This window comes from Pseudomonas berkeleyensis, assembly GCF_014109765.1.
Taxonomy (GTDB): domain Bacteria; phylum Pseudomonadota; class Gammaproteobacteria; order Pseudomonadales; family Pseudomonadaceae; genus Aquipseudomonas; species Aquipseudomonas berkeleyensis.
In genome coordinates, this window is record NZ_CP059139.1 from 5,136,797 (window position 1) to 5,155,882 (window position 19,086).

19 protein-coding genes and 1 tRNA gene are annotated in these 19,086 nt (G+C 61.6%); 6 read left to right on the forward strand and 14 right to left on the reverse strand.

Going from position 1 to position 19,086, the window contains the following annotated elements:
* Nucleotides 1–56: 56 nt before the first annotated feature.
* The 9 genes from HS968_RS23945 to HS968_RS23985 form a co-directional block, all read right to left on the reverse strand.
* The gene (locus HS968_RS23945; RefSeq protein WP_119694120.1) at nucleotides 57–812 is read right to left on the reverse strand and encodes a substrate-binding periplasmic protein; all 756 of its coding nucleotides are present in this window, start codon (nucleotides 810–812) and stop codon (nucleotides 57–59) included.
* Nucleotides 813–941: 129 nt separating this feature from the next.
* Nucleotides 942–1,697: a substrate-binding periplasmic protein gene (locus HS968_RS23950; protein WP_182368970.1), complete on the reverse strand. Its 756-nt coding sequence runs from the start codon at nucleotides 1,695–1,697 to the stop codon at nucleotides 942–944.
* 83 nt (nucleotides 1,698–1,780) lie between these two features.
* Entirely contained in the window at nucleotides 1,781–2,515 is a 735-nt protein-coding gene (locus HS968_RS23955) for a substrate-binding periplasmic protein (RefSeq protein ID WP_182368971.1), read from the reverse strand.
* A 215-nt stretch (nucleotides 2,516–2,730) separates the two neighbouring features.
* Nucleotides 2,731–3,489, reverse strand: a complete 759-nt coding sequence (hisF, locus tag HS968_RS23960; protein ID WP_182368972.1) for an imidazole glycerol phosphate synthase subunit HisF — start codon at nucleotides 3,487–3,489, stop codon at nucleotides 2,731–2,733.
* A 76-nt stretch (nucleotides 3,490–3,565) separates the two neighbouring features.
* The gene (hisA, locus tag HS968_RS23965; protein ID WP_182368973.1) at nucleotides 3,566–4,303 is read right to left on the reverse strand and encodes a 1-(5-phosphoribosyl)-5-[(5-phosphoribosylamino)methylideneamino]imidazole-4-carboxamide isomerase; all 738 of its coding nucleotides are present in this window, start codon (nucleotides 4,301–4,303) and stop codon (nucleotides 3,566–3,568) included.
* Between the two features lie 38 nt (nucleotides 4,304–4,341).
* Nucleotides 4,342–4,596 (reverse strand): DUF2164 domain-containing protein, encoded by a 255-nt coding sequence (locus HS968_RS23970; RefSeq protein ID WP_106738345.1) that lies wholly within the window; start codon nucleotides 4,594–4,596, stop codon nucleotides 4,342–4,344.
* Nucleotides 4,596–5,234, reverse strand: a complete 639-nt coding sequence (gene hisH, locus HS968_RS23975) for an imidazole glycerol phosphate synthase subunit HisH (RefSeq protein WP_182368974.1) — start codon at nucleotides 5,232–5,234, stop codon at nucleotides 4,596–4,598. The genes HS968_RS23970 and hisH overlap by 1 nt, the downstream gene beginning before the upstream one ends.
* A complete protein-coding gene (hisB, locus tag HS968_RS23980; RefSeq protein ID WP_106738343.1) occupies nucleotides 5,234–5,827 on the reverse strand; it encodes an imidazoleglycerol-phosphate dehydratase HisB in 594 nt (197 codons plus the stop codon). The genes hisH and hisB overlap by 1 nt, the downstream gene beginning before the upstream one ends.
* A gap of 374 nt (nucleotides 5,828–6,201) precedes the next feature.
* Nucleotides 6,202–7,857, reverse strand: a complete 1,656-nt coding sequence (locus tag HS968_RS23985; RefSeq protein ID WP_106738342.1) for an OFA family MFS transporter — start codon at nucleotides 7,855–7,857, stop codon at nucleotides 6,202–6,204.
* 484 nt (nucleotides 7,858–8,341) lie between these two features.
* Here HS968_RS23985 and HS968_RS23990 point away from each other — a divergent pair, with 484 nt between their 5' ends.
* The 5 genes from HS968_RS23990 (at nucleotide 8,342) to HS968_RS24010 (ending at nucleotide 13,929) form a co-directional block, all read left to right on the forward strand.
* The gene (locus HS968_RS23990) at nucleotides 8,342–10,567 is read left to right on the forward strand and encodes an AsmA family protein (protein WP_182368976.1); all 2,226 of its coding nucleotides are present in this window, start codon (nucleotides 8,342–8,344) and stop codon (nucleotides 10,565–10,567) included.
* Nucleotides 10,564–11,631 carry an A/G-specific adenine glycosylase gene (gene mutY, locus HS968_RS23995; RefSeq protein WP_182368978.1) on the forward strand — a complete coding sequence of 356 codons (1,068 nt, stop codon included), beginning with the start codon at nucleotides 10,564–10,566 and terminating at the stop codon, nucleotides 11,629–11,631. Before HS968_RS23990 ends, mutY begins: the two co-directional genes overlap by 4 nt.
* The gene (locus tag HS968_RS24000) at nucleotides 11,628–11,900 is read left to right on the forward strand and encodes an oxidative damage protection protein (protein ID WP_106738339.1); all 273 of its coding nucleotides are present in this window, start codon (nucleotides 11,628–11,630) and stop codon (nucleotides 11,898–11,900) included. Before mutY ends, HS968_RS24000 begins: the two co-directional genes overlap by 4 nt.
* 158 nt (nucleotides 11,901–12,058) lie before the next feature.
* A tRNA-Phe gene (locus HS968_RS24005) sits at nucleotides 12,059–12,134 on the forward strand.
* 106 nt (nucleotides 12,135–12,240) lie between these two features.
* Nucleotides 12,241–13,929, forward strand: coding sequence for a DUF6538 domain-containing protein (locus HS968_RS24010; protein WP_182368980.1), 1,689 nt, complete (start codon nucleotides 12,241–12,243; stop codon nucleotides 13,927–13,929).
* A 37-nt stretch (nucleotides 13,930–13,966) separates the two neighbouring features.
* Here the strand turns inward: HS968_RS24010 and HS968_RS24015 are convergent, their stop codons facing one another.
* The 5 genes from HS968_RS24015 to HS968_RS24035 all read right to left on the reverse strand — a co-directional run bounded on the left by HS968_RS24015 (nucleotide 13,967) and on the right by HS968_RS24035 (nucleotide 17,866).
* The gene (locus HS968_RS24015; protein WP_182368982.1) at nucleotides 13,967–14,587 is read right to left on the reverse strand and encodes a hypothetical protein; all 621 of its coding nucleotides are present in this window, start codon (nucleotides 14,585–14,587) and stop codon (nucleotides 13,967–13,969) included.
* A 243-nt stretch (nucleotides 14,588–14,830) separates the two neighbouring features.
* Nucleotides 14,831–15,730 (reverse strand): ParB N-terminal domain-containing protein, encoded by a 900-nt coding sequence (locus tag HS968_RS24020; protein ID WP_182368984.1) that lies wholly within the window; start codon nucleotides 15,728–15,730, stop codon nucleotides 14,831–14,833.
* An 89-nt stretch (nucleotides 15,731–15,819) separates the two neighbouring features.
* Entirely contained in the window at nucleotides 15,820–16,062 is a 243-nt protein-coding gene (locus HS968_RS24025; RefSeq protein WP_175254161.1) for a hypothetical protein, read from the reverse strand.
* A 297-nt stretch (nucleotides 16,063–16,359) separates the two neighbouring features.
* A complete protein-coding gene (locus tag HS968_RS24030) occupies nucleotides 16,360–17,088 on the reverse strand; it encodes a BRO-N domain-containing protein (protein WP_182368986.1) in 729 nt (242 codons plus the stop codon).
* 139 nt (nucleotides 17,089–17,227) lie between these two features.
* Nucleotides 17,228–17,866, reverse strand: a complete 639-nt coding sequence (locus HS968_RS24035) for a recombinase family protein (protein WP_182368988.1) — start codon at nucleotides 17,864–17,866, stop codon at nucleotides 17,228–17,230.
* A 233-nt stretch (nucleotides 17,867–18,099) separates the two neighbouring features.
* Here HS968_RS24035 and HS968_RS24040 point away from each other — a divergent pair, with 233 nt between their 5' ends.
* A complete protein-coding gene (locus HS968_RS24040) occupies nucleotides 18,100–19,005 on the forward strand; it encodes a hypothetical protein (protein ID WP_238338877.1) in 906 nt (301 codons plus the stop codon).
* Nucleotides 19,006–19,086: the final 81 nt, after the last annotated feature.

Sequence of the window (19,086 nt, forward strand, 5' to 3'; positions counted from 1 at the left end):
GCGCACCGAAGCCGGCACCAGCGCCACAGCCGATGCGTACAGCACACCCCACGGTTTTACAGGTAGTTCTCGGTGATGTCGTCGATGAAGCCTTCGCTGCGCAACTCGTCCAGGGCCTTCTGCAGACGCTCGACGACCTCGTCCGGGGTGTCCTTGTTCAGCGCCAGATAAAGCTCGGCGTCGTTGAAGCGCAGCACGGTGTTGAGACCGCTGACGTCTTCCTGCTTGGCCAGGTAACGGCCGACCGGGTCGGTGGTCGCCCACAGGTCGATCTGCCCACGCACCAGTTTCTTCACGTTCTCCTGGTCACGCAGGGCGTTGATCGGCTCCAGGCCCTGGCTCTCCAGGTGCTGGCTGACCGCATCGTTCTTGTAGGCACCGACGCGGTACTTGGCCGCGTCCTGCAGGCTCGCCACCTTGATGTCGTTACCCGGTGCTGCAAGCAATACCCAGCCGGTCTTGGCCAGCGGTCCAACCCACTTGAACAGCGGCTTGCGCTCCTCGGTATAGGTGGTGGAGAACAGCCCGTAGTTGGGCTTGTCCAGGGTCAGGCGATAGAGGCGATCCCAGGGGAAGCGCAGGGTCAGGGTGTAGTCGATGCCGGCACGCTTGAACATCTCGCGCACGATGTCGGCACTGATGCCGTCGATGCCGTCATCACGGGCGAAGTTCTTGTCGTCCACCGCCATGTTGAAGGGCGGGAAATTCTCGGTCAGCAGCACCACCTTGTAGTCTGACGGCAGCTCCGCATGGGCGAAACCGGAGGCGAGGAACAGGGCGACGAACAGGCTTTTCTTCAGAGTTTTCAGCATAAGACGTACCGCTCGCATGATTTGTGGTTATGGCTAGCGGCATCCTTGCATGGGCCCGAGCCCGATCATTGGCACTCAGCGGCTTTGCCATCCATGGCGTGTGCCCGGTTCGTGGCCGGACACAGGGTTCTAGAGGTACTTGTTGAGCGTAGCGTCGACGAAGCCTTCGGCCCGCATCTGATCCAGCGCAGCCTGCAGCTTGGCGACGATCTCGTCGGGCATGTCCTTGTTCAGCGCCAGGTACAGTTCGGCGCTGTCGAAACGCAGCACCGTTTTCAATCCCGTGATGCCTTCCTGCTTGGCCAGGTAGCGCCCGGCGGGGTCACCGGTGGCCCAGAGGTCGATCTGGCCAGCCACCAGTTTGCGGGCGTTCTCCTGGTCACGCAGCGAAGTGCCGTGTTCCACACCCTTGTCGGTCAGGTATTCAGAAATGGCATCGCCCTTGTAGGCGCCGATGCGGTACTGCCTGGCTTCGTCTAGGTTAGCCAGATTGATCGGGCTGTCGCCCTTGGCCAGCATCACCCAGTCGTCAGGCCCGATGGGCCCCACCCATTTGAACAACGCTTCGCGCTCGGGCAGACGAGCGGTGACGAATACACCATAGCCCGGTTTTTCCAGCGCCAGCTTGTAGATGCGATCCCACGGGAAACGCAGGGTCAGGTTGTACTTGACCCCGGCGCGCGTGAACATTTCCTTGACGATATCCACGGCGATGCCATCGATATTGTCTTCCTGAGCGAAGTTCTTGCCATTGATCGCCATGTTGTATGGCGGGAAATTTTCGGTCAGCAGAACCACGGTGTAGTTCGGATCCACTTCGGCGCGCGCAGCACCCGTCAGCACCACAAGGGTGCCGCCCAGCGCGAGTAGCAGGCGTTTGAACATGGCATTTCTCTTTTATGAAAAGGCAGACCCCATCAGAATAACCGCCATACCCTCCCCGGCCCAGCGGCTACTGGCAGTCTGCCTCAATAGCGCCCCTCGATGCTCTTCAACGCACCTTCGGCCCGCAGTGCATCCAATGCTTGCTGCAACTTCTGCACCAGCTCGTCAGGCGTTTGCAGATTGAGGGCGAGATACAGGTCAGCCGTGTGCAGATGCTGCACGACCTTGAGGTTCTCGATACCCTCCTGGCGCGCGACGAAGCGGCCAGCCTGACTGGACGTCACCCAGAGGTCGATCTGGCCACGCTCGAGCTTGCGCAGGTTCTCGGTGTCGCGCAGCGCCGTCTGTACCTCCAGGCCCTTGTCCAGCAGGAACTGGGTCTTGGCATCGCCCTTGTAGCCACCGATGCGATAGCGTCCGGCGTCTCGCAGGGTCGCCAGCTGGATCGAATTGTCGCCCTTGGCGAACAGCACCCAGTCGTTCTGCGCAATCGGCCCCACCCACTTGAAAAGCTTCTCGCGCTCTGCGGTTCGCGCCGTGGAGAACAGCCCGTAGCCCGGCTCATCCAGCGTTTGCTGATAGACGCGCTGCCAGGGGAAACGCAGGATCAGTTGGCAGTCGACCTGCGCACGCTCGCACACCGCCCGCAGGATGTCGGCGCTCATCCCGGTGACATTGTCGTCACGCGCGAAGTTGTTGCCGTTGGCCGACATGTTGAACGGCGGCAGGTTTTCCGTGAGCAGCACCAAGGGCTCTGCCCGGGCAAGGCCCAGACCGCAGGAGAGGGCCAGGATGGTCACGAATCGAAGAAGGAACATGAAGACTCCGTGTCGAAAATGCTCGGCAAAAGGTGCCCATCCGCCGAGGGCAGAAGGCTTGGGGTTGGAAAATGGCGGGCAATGCTAGCCGCATCGCTGGCACTTTGCCGTCGACTCGCCCGCAGCTTTGACCGATGGGCTCGGTCAGCAGGTTTTTCGCTGGGAGGGGGGGCCGCCGCGTCGAACCGCGCAGGCGGCTCGACGCGACAAGCGGATCAGCGCACGACGATACCGCGGCTGGCCAGGTAGGCCTTGGCCTCCGGCACGGTGTATTCGCCGAAGTGGAAGATGCTCGCAGCGAGCACCGCATCGGCCTTGCCGTCGATGATGCCGTCGGCCAGGTGCTGCAAGTTGCCGACGCCGCCGGAGGCGATCACCGGGATGCGCACGGTCTCACTGATGGCGCGGGTCACGCCCAAGTCGTAGCCGCTCTTCACGCCGTCCTGATCCATGCTGGTCAGAAGGATCTCGCCAGCACCAAGGTCTTCCATCTTCTTCGCCCAGGCCACGGCATCCAGGCCGGTCGGCTTGCGCCCGCCGTGGGTGAAGATTTCCCAGCGCCCCGGTGCTACGCGCTTGGCGTCGATGGCGACAACGATGCACTGCGAGCCGAAACGTGCAGCCGCCTCGCCGACGAACTCGGGGTTGAACACCGCAGCGGTGTTGATCGACACCTTGTCGGCACCAGCATTGAGCAGGTTACGGATGTCCTGCACGGTACGCACGCCGCCACCGACGGTGAGCGGAATGAATACCTGGCTGGCCATGCGCTCGACGGTGTGCAGCGTGGTGTCGCGCCCATCGACGCTGGCGGTGATGTCGAGGAAGGTGATCTCGTCGGCACCCTGCTCGTCGTAGCGACGGGCGATTTCCACCGGGTCGCCGGCATCGCGGATGTTCTCGAACTTGACGCCCTTGACCACGCGGCCGTTGTCCACGTCGAGGCAGGGGATGATGCGTTTGGCCAGTGCCATACGGAACTCCGTAGGGTGGGTGCAACCCACCGATAAAGATTGCGTCAGTGGCGGCGGGTTTCACCCGCCCTACGGTTTAACCCTTGTAGGAATCGCAGAAGCTCTGCGCTTCGGCTACATCCAGGGTGCCTTCATAGATGGCACGGCCGGTGATGGCGCCGATGATGCCGGGCGAACGCGCCAGCAGCAGCTTCTCGATATCACCCAGGTTGTGGATGCCGCCGGAAGCGATCACCGGGATGCGACTGGCAGCGGCCAGTGCGGCGGTAGCCTCGACGTTGCAGCCCTGCATCATGCCGTCTTTGGCGATGTCGGTGTAGACGATGGCAGACACGCCATCGGCCTCGAAACGCTTGGCCAGGTCGGTGGCCTGCACGCTGGACACTTCGGCCCAGCCGTCAGTGGCAACGAAACCGTCCTTGGCATCCAGGCCGACGATGACCTTGCCGGGGAAGGCCTTGCACGCCTCGGTAACGAACTCGGGCTCTTTCACCGCCTTGGTGCCGATGATCACGTAGCTAACACCAGCGCGCACGTAGTGCTCGATGGTTTCCAGGGTACGGATGCCGCCGCCGATCTGGATCGGCAGGGTCGGGTAGCGCTTGGCGATGGCGGTAACCACTTCGCCATTGACCGGTTGACCTTCGAAGGCGCCGTTCAGATCGACCAGGTGCAGACGACGGCAGCCGCCCTCGACCCATTTGGCAGCCATGCTTACCGGGTCATCGGAGAACACGGTGGAATCTTCCATGCGGCCCTGGCGCAGACGCACGCAGGCGCCGTCCTTCAGATCGATAGCGGGGATAATCAGCATCGGTTGAACCTGCTCAAGTCTTGAAAACGGAAAAAGGGTCAGCTCTTCTCGAGCGCCCAGAGGTCGCTCTCGATGCTTTCGAACCTGTCTTTCAGGTGCGCCTGCACATCGAGAATCGCCTTGTTGTAATAGTGCGGTGCCAGCTCGCGGGTGATCAGATCGAGCACTTCCTGCACCTCGAAGGTGCCCAGTTCCAGCTCGAAGCGCTCATCGAGAAAACGCTGCAGCAGCAATAGCGCGGCCTGCTCCTGGGCAGGCTCCAGCGCCAGGCTCGGCACCTTGGCGCGAGCCATTACCAGCGCCCGTCCCAGGCGGCGAAGTTCTGCAGCAACTGCAGGCCATGGGTATGGCTCTTCTCTGGGTGGAACTGCACGGCAAAGCGCGAACCTTCGGCCAGGGCCGCGGCGAAGTCCTTGCCGTAGTGGCCACGGCCAACCACCTGCTGCGGCTTGCCTGCCTCGATGTAATAGCTGTGCACGAAGTAGAAGCGCGCGTGCTCGGGGATGTCGTGCCACAGCGGGTGCTTAACCGCCTGGCTCACCTCGTTCCAGCCCATGTGCGGCACCTTGAGGCGCTCGCCCTCTTCAACCAGATCCTTGCCGAAGAAGCGCACCTGGCCGGGGAACAGGCCGATGCAATCGACGCCGTCGTTCTCCTCGCTGCGTTCCAGCAGGGCCTGCATGCCGACGCAGATGCCGAGGAACGGGCGGTCGGCGCTGACTTCACGCACCAGCTCGTCGAAGCCCAGACGCTTGATTTCGCCCATGCAGTCGCGGATCGCGCCGACACCGGGAAACACCACGCGATCCGCCTCGCGGATCACCTTGGCGTCGCTGGTCACCAGCACCCGGCCGGCGCCGACGTGTTCGAGCGCCTTGGCCACCGAGTGCAGGTTACCCATGCCGTAATCGATGACGGCTACGGTCTGCATTACAGGGTGCCCTTGGTCGACGGCATCTGCCCGGCCATGCGCGGGTCGAGCTCGACGGCCATGCGCAGCGCGCGGCCGAAGGCCTTGAACACGGTCTCGATCTGGTGGTGGGTGTTCACCCCACGCAGGTTGTCGATGTGCAGGCTGACCTGGGCATGGTTGACGAAGCCCTGGAAGAATTCCTGGAACAGATCGACGTCGAAACCACCGACCACGGCGCGAGTGAACGGCACGTGCATCTGCAGGCCCGGACGGCCAGAGAAGTCGATCACCACGCGCGACAGCGCTTCGTCGAGCGGCACGTAGGAATGACCGTAACGGGTCATGCCCTTCTTGTCGCCGACAGCCTTGGCGAACGCCTGGCCGAGGGTGATACCGACGTCCTCGACGGTGTGGTGGTCGTCGATGTGCAGGTCGCCCTTGCAGTAGATGTCCAGGTCGATCAGGCCATGACGGGCGATCTGGTCGAGCATGTGCTCGAGAAAAGGCACGCCAATATCGAACTTGGCCTTACCGGTGCCATCCAGATTGATCGAGACCTTGATCTGGGTCTCCAGGGTGTTGCGCTCGACGGATGCCGTACGTTCGGCCATCACCAGCTCCACGAAATTGCCAACGGAAAAAGGCCAGCATTATAGGCGTGGCGGGGCGTGAACGGCTACCGGCGACGGTCGGATCGAGTGGCTATCGCCAGCATCAGGCCACTCTATAAAGAGAAAAGCCCGCCGGCACATGCGTGCGAGCGGGCTTTTTCAGCGGATAACAAACAAGAATCTGTTTGCGATCTTGCGAGCTAGAGCCCTACAAGGCGAAAACAGGCGAGGAAGCGGAGTTTACTGATGTAAATGAGCATTACTCGCTTCGCTCGCCCCTCCGGGGCCGCACTAAAGTGCGTTAGCCGCAAGCGGCTTGCCGAGCCTGTTTTCAACGCAGTAGGGCTGACGCGCAGCTGATCGTGGATAGGTTCTTAGAACAGCACCAGCGTCTTCTGCAGCGTGACCCAGACACCCCAGGCCAGCGGGATACCGACGACCAGCCAGGCCGCAGCCACGATAGGCTTGCTCGCCGGATCAGCGGCCCATTCCAGCTCGGCAGCAGCCGGAGCCGACTTCTCGCCATGAGCGCGCTCGGCGGCCAGCTCGGCTTCGGTCATGAAGTACTTCGGCGCCACCGGACGCACCAGGGCGTTGCAGATGAAGCCCAGCACCAGCATGCCAGCGAGGATGTACAGGGTGATGTCGTAAGCCGCGGCCTTCTCCACACCGATGCTCAACTGGTACTCGCGGAGGTAGTTGACCAGCACCGGGCCCAGCACGCCAGCAGCAGCCCAGGCAGTCAGCAGACGGCCATGGATCGCGCCGACCATCTGCGTACCGAACAGGTCAGCCAGGTAGGCCGGCACCGTGGCGAAACCACCACCGTACATCGACAGGATCACGCAGAACGCCAACACGAACAGCGCCAGGCTACCCAGGTGACCCAGCATCGGCACCGAGGCGTAGAGCGCGAAGCCCAGGCCGAAGAACACGAAGTAAGTGCCCTTGCGCCCGATGAAGTCCGAGCAGGAAGCCCAGAAGAAGCGACCACCGATGTTGAACAGGCTCAGCAGACCAGTGAAGCCAGCAGCGATGGCAGCGATTTCCACCAGTTGCGCAGAGCTCAGCTCGTTGAACGACAGATCAACGCCAATCAGCTTGCCAGCGAAGACTTCCTGCAGCAGCGGAGAAGCCATGCCGATGATGCCGATACCGGCCGACACGTTCAGGCACAGCACGGCCCAGACCAGCCAGAATTGCGGAGTTTTCCACGCGGTATTCACATGGACGTGGCCCTTGGTGATCATCGCGTTGTTGGCCTTGGCTGCCGGAGCAGTCCAGCCCGCCGGTTTCCAGCCGGTCGGCGGTACGCGGTAGGACAGCGCGCCACCGATCATGAAGACGAAGTAGATCACCGCCATGACCACGAAGCTCTGCCAGACACCGACGCTGGTTTCACTGGAGAAGTGGCTCATCAGCAGCGCCGCCAGCGGCGCACCGACCATCGCACCGCCACCGAAGCCCATGATCGCCATACCGGTGGCCATGCCACGACGGTCCGGGAACCACTTGATCAGCGTCGACACCGGGGAGATGTAACCCAGGCCCAGGCCGATACCGCCGATTACCCCGGAACCCAGCCACATCAGCCAGATCTGGTGGGTGTAGATACCCAGTGCGGAAATCAGCAGACCACCACACCAGCACAATGCGGAAACCACACCGGCCTTACGCGGGCCTGCGTGTTCCAGCCAGCCGCCCCAGATTGCGGCAGAGCAACCGAGGAAGACGAAGAACAGGGTGTAGATCCAGCCAAGCATGGAGATCTGCCAGTCGCAGTTGCTGGCGAAAATCTGCTCGAAGAAACCGATATCAGGCGCGCAGGCGACGGCGGTGTCGATGCCGATAGCCTTCGACAGCGGCAGCCAGAACACGGAGAAACCGTAGGCCATCCCGATGCAGAGGTGGATAGCGAGAGCGGCAGGCGGAACAAGCCAGCGGTTGAAGCCGGGTCGCGCGATGATGCGTTCCTTGGACAGGAATGCAGGCTTAGCCGCAGCGCCGTCCAATGCAAAGGCGTCAGTCATGGGAATGTCTCTTTTTATGGTTACGTGCAAGCAAAGGCGACCGCGACAACTCGCTGCAGCCAAAGTTTGCAGAGAGTAGCACCAGGACGCGACAAAACGTCGCGCAAGAGCAGTTTTTTTCATGGTTATCGGCAATTTTTTTGAGGTTTGAGCAATAACCGAAAGACACTCTCTATCGAGCGATAGAGCCCATCGATTCAAACGCGGATTTTCCACCGGGAGCGCCCCACGCGACGCCAACTCATGCCGTGCAGCGCCACGCCAGGTCGACATCGCCACAGGCCGAGCGGCGCTGACGGCCATGAAGGCACAATGCCCCGCGCAAGACCGCCAACGGGGAACCGTCAGAACACTTTCTGATCCAACCTCGTGCCGATCACCGCCTCTGCCCGCCCAGTACCTGCGCATGGCAGGCGCTGCATGACGCTATAATCGGCAACCGCTGCTTCCCGCCATTCCAGCCATCGAAACCAAGGACCCGTCCATGAAAGCGTTAGGCAAGATTCTCGGCCTTTTCTTTCTCGGCCTGCTGCTGATCATCGTGGCGTTGCTGTTCGCCCTGACGCATCTGTTCGACCCCAACGACTACAAGGACGAGATTCGTCAGATCGCCCGCGACAAGGCCAACCTCGAACTGCAACTCAATGGCGACATTGGCTGGAGCCTGTTTCCCTGGCTGGGCCTGGAGCTGACCGACGCCACCCTGGCCAGTGCCGACACGCCGGACAAACCCTTCGCCGATCTGCGCCTGCTCGGCCTCTCGGTGCGGGTCATGCCGCTGCTGCGCAAGGAAGTGCAGATGAGCGACATCCGCGTAGACGGCCTCAACCTCAACCTGCAGCGTGATGACAAGGGTCATGGCAACTGGGAAGGCATTGGCCGCCCGGCGCAAGCAAGCACAACCGAACCGACGCCAACCGAGCAGCCTCCTGCCGGCGATACCCCACCTGGCCAGCCAAGCGACAAACCCGCAGGCCAGCCGCTCAAACTGGATATCGATAGCCTGACCCTGAGCAACTCGCGCATCGACTACAGCGACGCGCAGAAGGGCCAGCAATTCACCGTCGAGAACATCGAGCTGAAAACCGGCGCCATCCGCGAAGGCGCCAGCATCCCGGTCAAGCTCAGCGCCTTCTTCGGCACCAACCAGCCAGTGCTGCGCGCGCGCAGCGAGGTGGAAGGCCAGCTGCGTTTCGACCGCGCACTCAAGCGCTACCAGTTCGAAGACCTCAAGCTGACCGGCGAAGCCTCCGGCGAGCCGCTCAAGGGCAAGACCCTGAACTTCTCCGCCCAAGGCCAGTTGCTGGTCGACCAGGCCGCCAACATCGCCGAGTGGAACGGCCTGAAACTGTCGGCCAACCAGTTGCGCGCCCTCGGCGAACTGAAAGCCCGCGAACTGGACAAGGACGCCAAGCTCTCTGGCGGCCTCTCCATCGCCAGCCTCAACCTGCGCGAATTCCTCGAAGGCGTCGGCGTAGAGCTGCCAGCCATGCAGGATGCCAGCAGCCTCAGCCAGTTCGAGCTGGTCAGCCGCCTGAACGGCTCGAGCAAAGGCATGATGTTCGAGGAGCTCAACCTCAAGCTCGATGGCAGCACCTTCACCGGCAGCCTTGGCGTATCCGACATTGCTCGCCAGGCACTGCGGGCCGACCTCAAGGGCGACAAGCTCGACCTTGATCGCTATCTACCGCCCAAGAGCAAGAAAGGCGCAGCGGCCGCGCGCCAGGCCCAGGTCAAGGAAAGCATCGCCAACGCCGGCTCCAGCGGCACCACTGCGCTGCCGAACGCGCCCACCCAGCACGCCTGGAGTGACGAGAAGGTGCTACCGGTAGATCAGTTGCGCAAACTCGACCTGCAATTGGCACTGAGCCTCGCTCAGCTGACCATCGACAAACAGCAGCTGAGCGACTTCAGCCTCAAGGCCAACGGTCGTGGCGGACTGATCACTCTCGAAGAGGCCCGCGGCAAGCTGCAGGGCGGTAGTTTCGTCAGCAACGGGCGCATCGACGTGCGCCAGGCAGAGCCCATGCTCAGCCTCGAACAGCGCCTGAGCCGACTGCCAGTGGAACCGCTGCTGAAGAAGGAAGATCAGCCCTCACCGATCCGCGGCCTGGCCGACCTGGACGCCAAGTTCAATACCCGCGGCAACAGCCAGAAGGCGTGGATCGAAGCGCTCAACGGCAACGCCAGCTTCGTGCTGAACGACGGTGTACTGGTTGACGCCAACCTCGAACAACAACTGTGCCGCGGCATCGCCACCCTCAATCGCAAATCGCTGAGCAATCCGCCCAGTGGCAAGGACACGCCATTTCGCGAGCTCAAGGGCAGCCTGAGCATCCGTGACGGCGTTGCCCACAACCCAGATCTGAAGGCACAAGTACCGGGCCTGGCGGTCAGCGGTAATGGCGACCTCGACCTGCGCGTGCTCGGCCTCGACTACAAGGTCGGCATCACCATCGAAGGCGACAAGCGTGAAATGCCGGATCCGGCCTGCCAGGTCAACGAGCGCTATGTCGGCATCGAGTGGCCGCTGCGCTGCCGTGGCCCACTGGAGCTGGGCGCCAAGGCCTGCCGCCTGGATCAGGACGGTCTGGGCAAGATCGCCGCACGCCTGGCCGGCAACAAGTTGACCGAGAAGCTCGAAGAGAAGCTCGGCGACAAGGTCAGCCCCGATCTGAAAGACGCACTCAAGGGCCTGTTCAACCGATGAGTCCCGAGCAATTCAACAGCGCCGTGCTGGCCTGGTACGACCAGCACGGCCGCAAGGATCTGCCCTGGCAGCAGAACATCACGCCCTACCGCGTGTGGGTCTCGGAGATCATGCTGCAGCAGACCCAGGTCAGCACCGTGCTCGGCTATTTCGATCGGTTCATGGCCGCGTTGCCGACCGTGAAGGATCTGGCCGACGCGCCAGAGGACGAAGTGCTGCACCTGTGGACGGGCCTGGGCTACTACACCCGCGCGCGCAACCTGCAGAAAACGGCGCAGATCGTCATGCGCGAGCATGGCGGCGAATTTCCCCGCAGCGTCGACGCGCTCAGCGAGCTGCCCGGTATCGGTCGCTCCACAGCCGGCGCCATCGCCAGCCTGAGCATGGGTGTGCGGGCGCCGATCCTCGACGGTAACGTAAAACGCGTACTGGCGCGCTATGTGGCGCAAGAGGGCTACCCCGGCGAACCCAAGGTCGCCAAGCAGCTCTGGGACGTCGCCGAACGCTTCACCCCGCACGAACGGGTCGGCCACTACACCCAGGCGATGATGGATCTCGGCGCCACACTCTGCACCCGCAGCAAACCTACTTGCCTGCTGTGCCCGGTGCGCAGCGGTTGCCAGGCGCACCTGCTCGGTCTGGAAATCCGCTATCCGGTGGCGAAACCGCGCAAGGCACTGCCACAGAAGCGCACCTTGATGCCGATCCTGGCCAATGAGGCGGGCGACATCCTGCTCTATCGCCGGCCCGCCAGCGGACTGTGGGGCGGACTGTGGAGCCTGCCGGAGCTGGATGACCTCGAGCAACTCGACGACCTCGCCCAACAGCAACAGCTGTCACTGGGCGAGCGCCGTGAACTGGAAGGACTGACCCACACATTCAGCCACTTCCAACTGGCCATCGAACCCTGGCTGATCAACGTGGCCGAGCGACCAGGTCGCGTGGCCGAGGCCGACTGGCTCTGGTATAACCTCGCCACCCCGCCGCGCCTGGGCCTCGCCGCCCCAGTGAAGAAGCTGCTCAAACGCGCGGCACAAGCCATTACCGCTGGAGAACCAACATGACCCGCACCGTGCTGTGCCGCAAGCACAAACAGGAACTGCCCGGCCTGGATCGCCCGCCCTATCCCGGCCCGAAAGGCGAAGACATCTTCAACAATGTCTCCAAGCAAGCCTGGGACGAGTGGCAGAAGCATCAGACCATGCTGATCAACGAGCGCCGTCTGAACATGATGAACGCCGAAGATCGCAAGTTTCTGCAGGCCGAGATGGACAAGTTCCTCTCCGGCGAGGAATACGCTCAGGCCGAAGGCTACGTACCACCGAGCGAGTAAGGCAGACGTAGGGTGCCGCCATGCGCACCAGGGCAGCTGCAGGGCGGTGCGCACGGCGCACCCGACCCTTCATGAACCTAAGCGCCCGAAATAATTAAATATTTTTCAAACTCGCGCTTGACACTAATCCTCCAAATCCGTCTAATAGCGCCCCGTTGGCCCAGGTAGCTCAGTTGGTAGAGCAGGGGATTGAAAATCCCCGTGTCGGCGGTTCGATTCCGTCCCTGGGCACCATGAATACCGAAACCCCCGATGCCACTGGTGCCGGGGGTTTTCTGTTTCTAGACCTCCTAGCTGCGTCCCTCATGGTCGTACAAAGGAGGCGCACAAAGTGGGTGCCATGCCGCAGCCGTTTCAGTGCCCGAAGACCGGGACTTACTACTACCGCAAGACCATCCCTGAGCCTCTTCGCCCCGTCATGGGTCGCGGACGTGAGTGGAAGGTCTCCCTGGGAACCAAGTCCCTAGCTGACGCCCGCCCATTGTTCGCCGCAGAGTCCGCGCGGTGCGAAGCCGCCCTCGCCTTGGCACGCGCCTCCCTGAAAGGTGAATCCAAGCTACAGCCTTCAGACGGCCCCAAGCTGGCCGACCGCTGGGCCGCTGCCGAGCTGGCTGCATGGGAACGTGATAGCGACCGTATCCGCCAGTTCCTAGATCGCTCAGGCGGCGAAGTCGTGATGCCATTGGAGCGACAGGACACGAGAGAGCCCTGGGGCGGGCCTGACCTTCAGCGCCTCTTAGCTGCGGCCATACAGCAGACCCTGACCGAAGCGGGGCACCCCGTCCCCCCTGAATCATCCCCAGCGTACCTCGTGCTGCGTAACGAGTTCTTCGTGACCTGGCACAGCCTGTGTTGGACGGCCCTACAGCGTCATAACGGCGACTGGCGCTCCGCCCCTTCCCTACCCGCTGCCTCGCTTCCTCTTTCGCAGGAAGCAGCACCGCAGGGCCGTATCGGTAAGGGGCTCCTCCTATCTCAAGTCGCGGCCAAGTGGGCGGAGTCGAAACAGCAGGACAGCGCCGGCCTGGGCGACCTCTCGAAGACCATCGCCGAGTACACGGACTGCATGCAGCGGCTTATCTTCGTTGTCGGTGACATTCCGGCGTCGCAGGTATCCAAGTCCACCATCCACCACTTCCGCGTCACGCTGGGTCAGCTCCCCAAAGGCCGCTGGAAGCCTGGCCTGACATTGGAGGCTTTGCGCGCTCAAGCTGAGCAAGGCGCCGCCACCATGGAGCTGGCGACCATCCGCAAGAAGCTGGCAGCCCTGGCAACGATATTTAAATTCGCCTGTGAGCGCCTGGAGGCCATGGAGGAGGAGCCGGTAGCCGCCTCTGGAGTGCTGCGCGACCTTCGCAACGCAATCAACAAGGCCGCCCTCCACAAGGAAGCTCCTGATAAGGGATACAGCCGAGCGGAGCTGACCACCATATTCTCCAGCCCTTTGTTCAAGTCAGCATGGTCGCCCAAGCGCGCCGACTACGGTCAAGCCCTCTACTGGCTCCCGCTTCTCATGGCTTACACTGGCGCACGCCGTGAGGAGGTCGCACAGCTACTGGTGTCCGATGTAGAACAGGACGCGGAGTCCGGTGTGTGGTGCATCGCCATTCGTCCAGGGGACGGGAAGTCGCTGAAGACCGTCAGTAGCCGCCGCAGGGTGCCGCTGCACGATGACCTCCTTGACCTTGGCTTCCTCGACTACAGGGCCAGCGTCCCCGCCAGCGGTCGTCTGTTCCCGAAGTTGAAACCGCACAAAGACGGTCTCGGTCATGCGATAGGCAAGACCTGGGACAACTACCTGCAGGATGAAGTGAAGCTCCAGAGCGCCGCCAAGCCGGCCCATGGGTTCCGCCATGCCTTCAAGACGCTCTGTCGTGAAGTGGGCATCCCAAAGGAGGTTCATGACTGGCTGACCGGCCACGCAGCGTCGAACGTGGGGGACAGCTACGGCAACGCCCCGATTAGCCGCATGTCAGAGGAGCTGAAGAAGTTCCCGAGCATCGCCCGCCTGGCAGGCCTTCTCCAGTAGCAGACGTATTTGCTTCGGGAGAAGCTTTGCTCCTACGTCAAAGTTTCGGCATGAGACTGCGTTCCTCCAGCTCTTTCTTCCAGTCCTTGCCGTGGTCGTATCCTGCGCGCCACAGAATATCGAATCTGATGATCATTTCCCTGATGTCAGATGCGAGCTTCCATATTTCTTCAGGTGTTATGGGCTCGATGACCTCGGTGTAATACTCAACCTGGAACGCCTGAGGCTTTCTGAAGCCTGTTTTTGCCTGAACCCTACTAACCCCCTGGCTGCTGACGTGAATTTTGTCGTGGATGATCCTGTTTCGCCTGGTACGCAGGTCTGTGTCTGTCTGGTCTAAGCACCACTTGATCGCTGCGAACCACTCGTCTGACAGTTTTTTAAGATAGCAGAGCCCTATTGCAATCCTGACCTTCTCTCTCTGATCGATATTTGACAGTAGCGTATCTGCTAGTGGTTGTTCCTTGACGCCCAAAATGCTTTGGATCAACCGATCCTGGAATGACTCTAAGGTTGCCCATGCAAAACAGACGTTACCTATCGCAGTAGCGCACTCCTGTGTCTTCTCCAAATTTAATTGCAGTTCGCTTTTCGGCTTAGTTGGGTCTGTGCAGATTGGGATCGAAACGAACGACCCTTCTTTTATTGCCTCGTCCATTGGACAGCTCCCTCTGTAATCGGTGAGAAAATATTCATGGTAGCCCGGCAGCTTCAATTTTTTTGATCGAAAGCGCCAGGGGGACGGACACGCGGGCGTCCAGTAGCCCCCTTGGGCGCGTGATAGATGCCTTGAAGAACGATGCAGCCGCAGCCATCCATGGCCTATCGACGTCATCCCTGCCGCAATCGCCCCGCTGACTTACGACTCAGTCGTCCTACAGCGGTCGTAAGTAGAGCCCCGTCAGAAGTCGGGCTCCTCGTCGATGGGGGCAAGCACGTTGTGCAGCATCGGTTCCACCTCCTGGCTTCTGATGTAGCGCTCTAGGTTGCTGCTGGAGCTGTCCAGGAAGCGGGCGTCGGCCAGCTCGCAGGCTTCGTAGTAGGTCTTGGCCTTGGCCAGTATCGCGTCAACATCCCGCAATACCGCACGCATGGACTCAATTCTCTCCAGACCAAAGCTGTTCAGATCCTGGACGATGGCGGGGACGGTACGTGCAATCAACTGACGTTCCTCCATGACGGCCTCCGTGGTGCCCCGACCAAGCTCCCGCTTAAGACTGCCGTAGTCATGCGAGAACAGCCCCATGGCGTTCTGGCTGCAGTAGTCGTCGAGCGCCTGGTTGAAGGCCCGGATACCCCGCTGGCCGTCCTCCTTGGCCTTGCTACGCTCTGTTTCATAGTCAATGTCCTGCTCCCGTGCAGCCCAGCGCCGACGCAGCTCCCGTAGGCGGTCGACTGTCCGTGAGTTGATGTTGAAGGTATCGGCCAGCTCCTTGTTGGTCATGTCCCTGAAGGTGCTGAAGCTGGGGTCGTTAATAGCCCGCCAGGCGTTGTCAATGCGCTGGTCATCCTCCAACTGGCGAAACAACTCTGCGTTCTGTCGGTAGCTGTGCTGCCTGGCGGCTTGCAGCCCTTGGCCCTCCAGGAGCGTGATAGCGACCTCCTGATGCCCCAGGAGCTTGGTGGCCTCCAGGCGGTGGTGGCCGCCGACCAGCCAGAAGCGCTTCCCGGTGTGGGCTGCCTCATGGTCAGACATGGCGACCACCTCCAGGGGCTTCTCCAGGCCGTTGGCGGCAATGCTCTGCTGCAGCCTGGCGATGTGGTCGACCCGCTGCTCAGCTTCACGACGCTGGCGCCGCATGGACGCAGTCGTGTTCCGGTTCTGCAGTGTAGTGTGGGTGTGGATAGCGCTCAGGGGAACAGATCGAAGTCTTTCCGTCATGGTCTACCTCACCGTGCCCGAACAATGGGGCCGAGGGCGAGCCAGCGAGGCTCCTCCCGGTCGCTACGAGCCAAGTCCAGGAGGTCGTCGTCCTCCCAGGACAGGCCCGCAGTCAGGGCCAGCTCCATGGCTTCAGCCAGGCGCGTGTCGCGGCACTTCTTCTTACCCAGCGCACAGGCCAGGGTGGTCAGTCGGTCAAGGTGGTCGGGGCGTAGGTGCAGGTTCAACCGCACCAGCTTGGTGGTATTCATTGGATCGAAGTCCTTGGTGGTAGAGCGAACGCCATCGCCCCGCCTGGAGTGTTCCGGGCAGGGTGTCAGCGGTCGTGGTGGAGGGTGGTGGTGTGACTGCAGCGCTTCGCATTCCCCTGTTACTGGGGGTAAAGCTGGTCGGCTCATGCGTCGCTGTTCACTAAGATTGGCCGTAAATAGCTCCCGGCCTCCGGTAGCGCATTGCGCTGTTTACACGAGGGGTGGCCGTAAATGGCCAGGGCGGGTTCTGCAGGGGCTGGAGCTGGTTGCCCAAGGGAGGGCCGCAAATGGTCTTGATCAGCCTGTAGGGCGGACACTGCCGCCACGGACACTATCGGCTTCAGCCAGTCCGTAGCGCAAATCACCGGAATCCCAGTCGTTTGCCCTGACTGCCCGTGATAGCTCGTAACAGTACATACGCTCAACTTCCAGCTTGCGGCAGAAGTCGACCACGCCCAGGGCCTTACGCTTGGCGACAGCCTGGCCCACGGTGGCCGCTGGGAGGAGCTGCTGGGTGTGCTGTTCCAGGTGAGTCAGCTCTTTCTCCAGGTGGAGGTTCTGAGCGGCCAGGCGGTCGCGCTCGAAGACCAGCCGCTCGACCTTCTTCTGCTGGGCCTGCATGGCGCGCAGGATCAGTTCGTCCTCGGAGATTTCCCCGGTGACTACCTTCTCCTCGCCCAGGACATAGGCGCCGTCCTTGCGGATGGCTGGCAGGACTACCCGCGTGACCCAGTCCTGGAAGGCTTTGGCCTGGGGTTTGTCGGAGCGGATGACGAACTTGTAGAGGCCGGATTCGTTGACCAGCTTGTATCTAATGGTTTGGTTACTAGGTGCCAGTCGGACGACGGCCAGTGACAGTTCGTCCTTAGCAAGGCGTTTGTAGTGGCCTTGGTAAGAGCCGTTACTGGGGGTTGGGCGGAGTCCCAAGGCATCGCAGACGTCTTTCAGGACGAACCACGGCTGGCCATCCTGCTCGATGACGCGCAAGTCCATGAGGCCGAAGCTGAATTTCTGTACCTGGCTCACGGTTGCGCCTCCTGCAGCTCCTCCAGGGCCTCCTCGATGCGGCGGCGATGCTCTTGCATGTCCTCGATGTTTCGGGACAGGACAACCAGGGCGTCGCGCATGGCTTGCTTGGCCTGCTCCAGGCGCTCCTCGATGGTGGTCAGACGCCTGCTGCTGCTTGTTCCTGGAGCTTCTTCGCCCGGATGACGGTGGACGTCCCGGTGCCGGTGGCCTTGGCTGTCTCCCGGAGGCTCATGCCCTTGGCCAGGCACGCCAGGATGCGCTTGTGCTTGTCCTGGTCGATGGCCTTGCCCTGGTAGCGGCGTTCGGCCTTGGCCTTCTCGATACCCTGCTTCTGACGTCGTAGGCGGTCGTCGTAGTCCTTCCTGGCCACGGCTGCGAGCATGTCCAGGAGCATGTCGTTGATAGCTGCCAGTATGCGGGCGGTGAAGGCATCGGCGTCGCTGTTGGGCTTCTCCAGGAACTGGTGAGAGGTCGGCAAGTCCAGGGCGACCACGCGCACGTCCTTCGCCTTGATGATGGAGCGGAGCTGCTTCCAGTCGCCCTCGGTCAGGCGTGATAGCCGGTCGACCTGCTCGACCAGCAGGACGTCACCTGGCTCGGCGTTGTTCAGCAGCTCGAACAGCTTGGGCCGCTGCAGCGATGCCCCGCTTTCGTTCTCGGGGTAGTAGCCGGCGATACGGTGGCCACGCTCCTTGGCGAACTCGGTCAGTTGCTGCTTGGCGCGGCTTGCGTCCTGTTCGGCGGTGCTGGCTCGAAGGTAGGCGTGAACGAGCATGGCGGGGTGTCCCTGTTGTCGTTGAAGTGGTGTCACCATACCTGGTGTCGTATAAGTGGTCAACAGGTTCTAAACGGTGACATTCCGACTGGCCTCCAGGCGTTACCGCTGGGCCATACCCAAACGAGAACACCAATCCAGGGCCCGTCCTGGATGCTGTCGCAGCAAGGTAGACTTGAATTAACCGGCGGCTCTCCGCTCCATAGAAGGCCCTGGCCCGTGGGGGGGGGGGAATGCTGCAAACCGCCTTATATTCAAGCCCGGACGATTTTTTTCTTTCCAAATTGCCGCTACATGGAGAACCCATGCAAACGGGTAGCCCACCATGCCCTAACCCCCTGCTGGTCGAGGTGCTTCAGGAGCAATTGGAGCTGCTACGCATATCTCTGTTCGTGGCTACCCAAGGGCCTGCTGAAATGGCAGGAACCCAGCTTCGTTGCTCTCTGGAGCCCCCGATCATCAACGCATCGCAGCCCATCGCGATGTGTGCGGGGCAGTCGGTAAATACGATCCTGCGGTGCCTTGACTGGCGCGGTATCCCGGTAAGAGACCTATATCCGATTGCAAGAAGCGCAGTAGAGTCGTTCATCAATGCCGCCTTCCTAGTTTCCCAGGACAGCGCAGCGTCTGAACGGGCACTTCGATACGTGAAGTTCAGGCAATGGAAGCAGCACAACCGAACCGTTGGCGAAGGGGTCTTCACTCTCAAGCTATCCTCCAGCGGCTCACCTGCGGATTCCCCACCGACAGAGTTCAAAGAGTTCACAGGAAAGGGTCAAGACATGTGGACGACACTGGCGCTGCCAAGCCGAATCAATCGCGTTGGTCAAGCGGCGGGCAGAAAGGCCGGTAGTCGACTCCTTGCCGCCTACACGCTGATCTACTCCGTCTCCTCCGAAGTCATCCACGGCTCCCCGTTCGGCGTCAGCTACTTCTACTCCACCGGCGCCCCGACTTCGGTTGAAGAATTTCGACAATCAACCGTGGGCCAAATGGAGGACATGCTAGTTGCCGTGGCCCATGCAGCAGCGGGCTACCTGGCCACTTTCTATACCTCCCAAGGCATGAAGACCGCTGCCTCGATCGAACAAGAACTGTTCAACAAGCTCCTGGCTCTTGAAGGAGTAGAGCCCCAATAGCTTCCTCATTCATACAAAAGCATCGTACAATTCGCGCCCTAACGCGCAGCTAGAGCCCTGGTAGTGCGGGGGTTGTGGCTT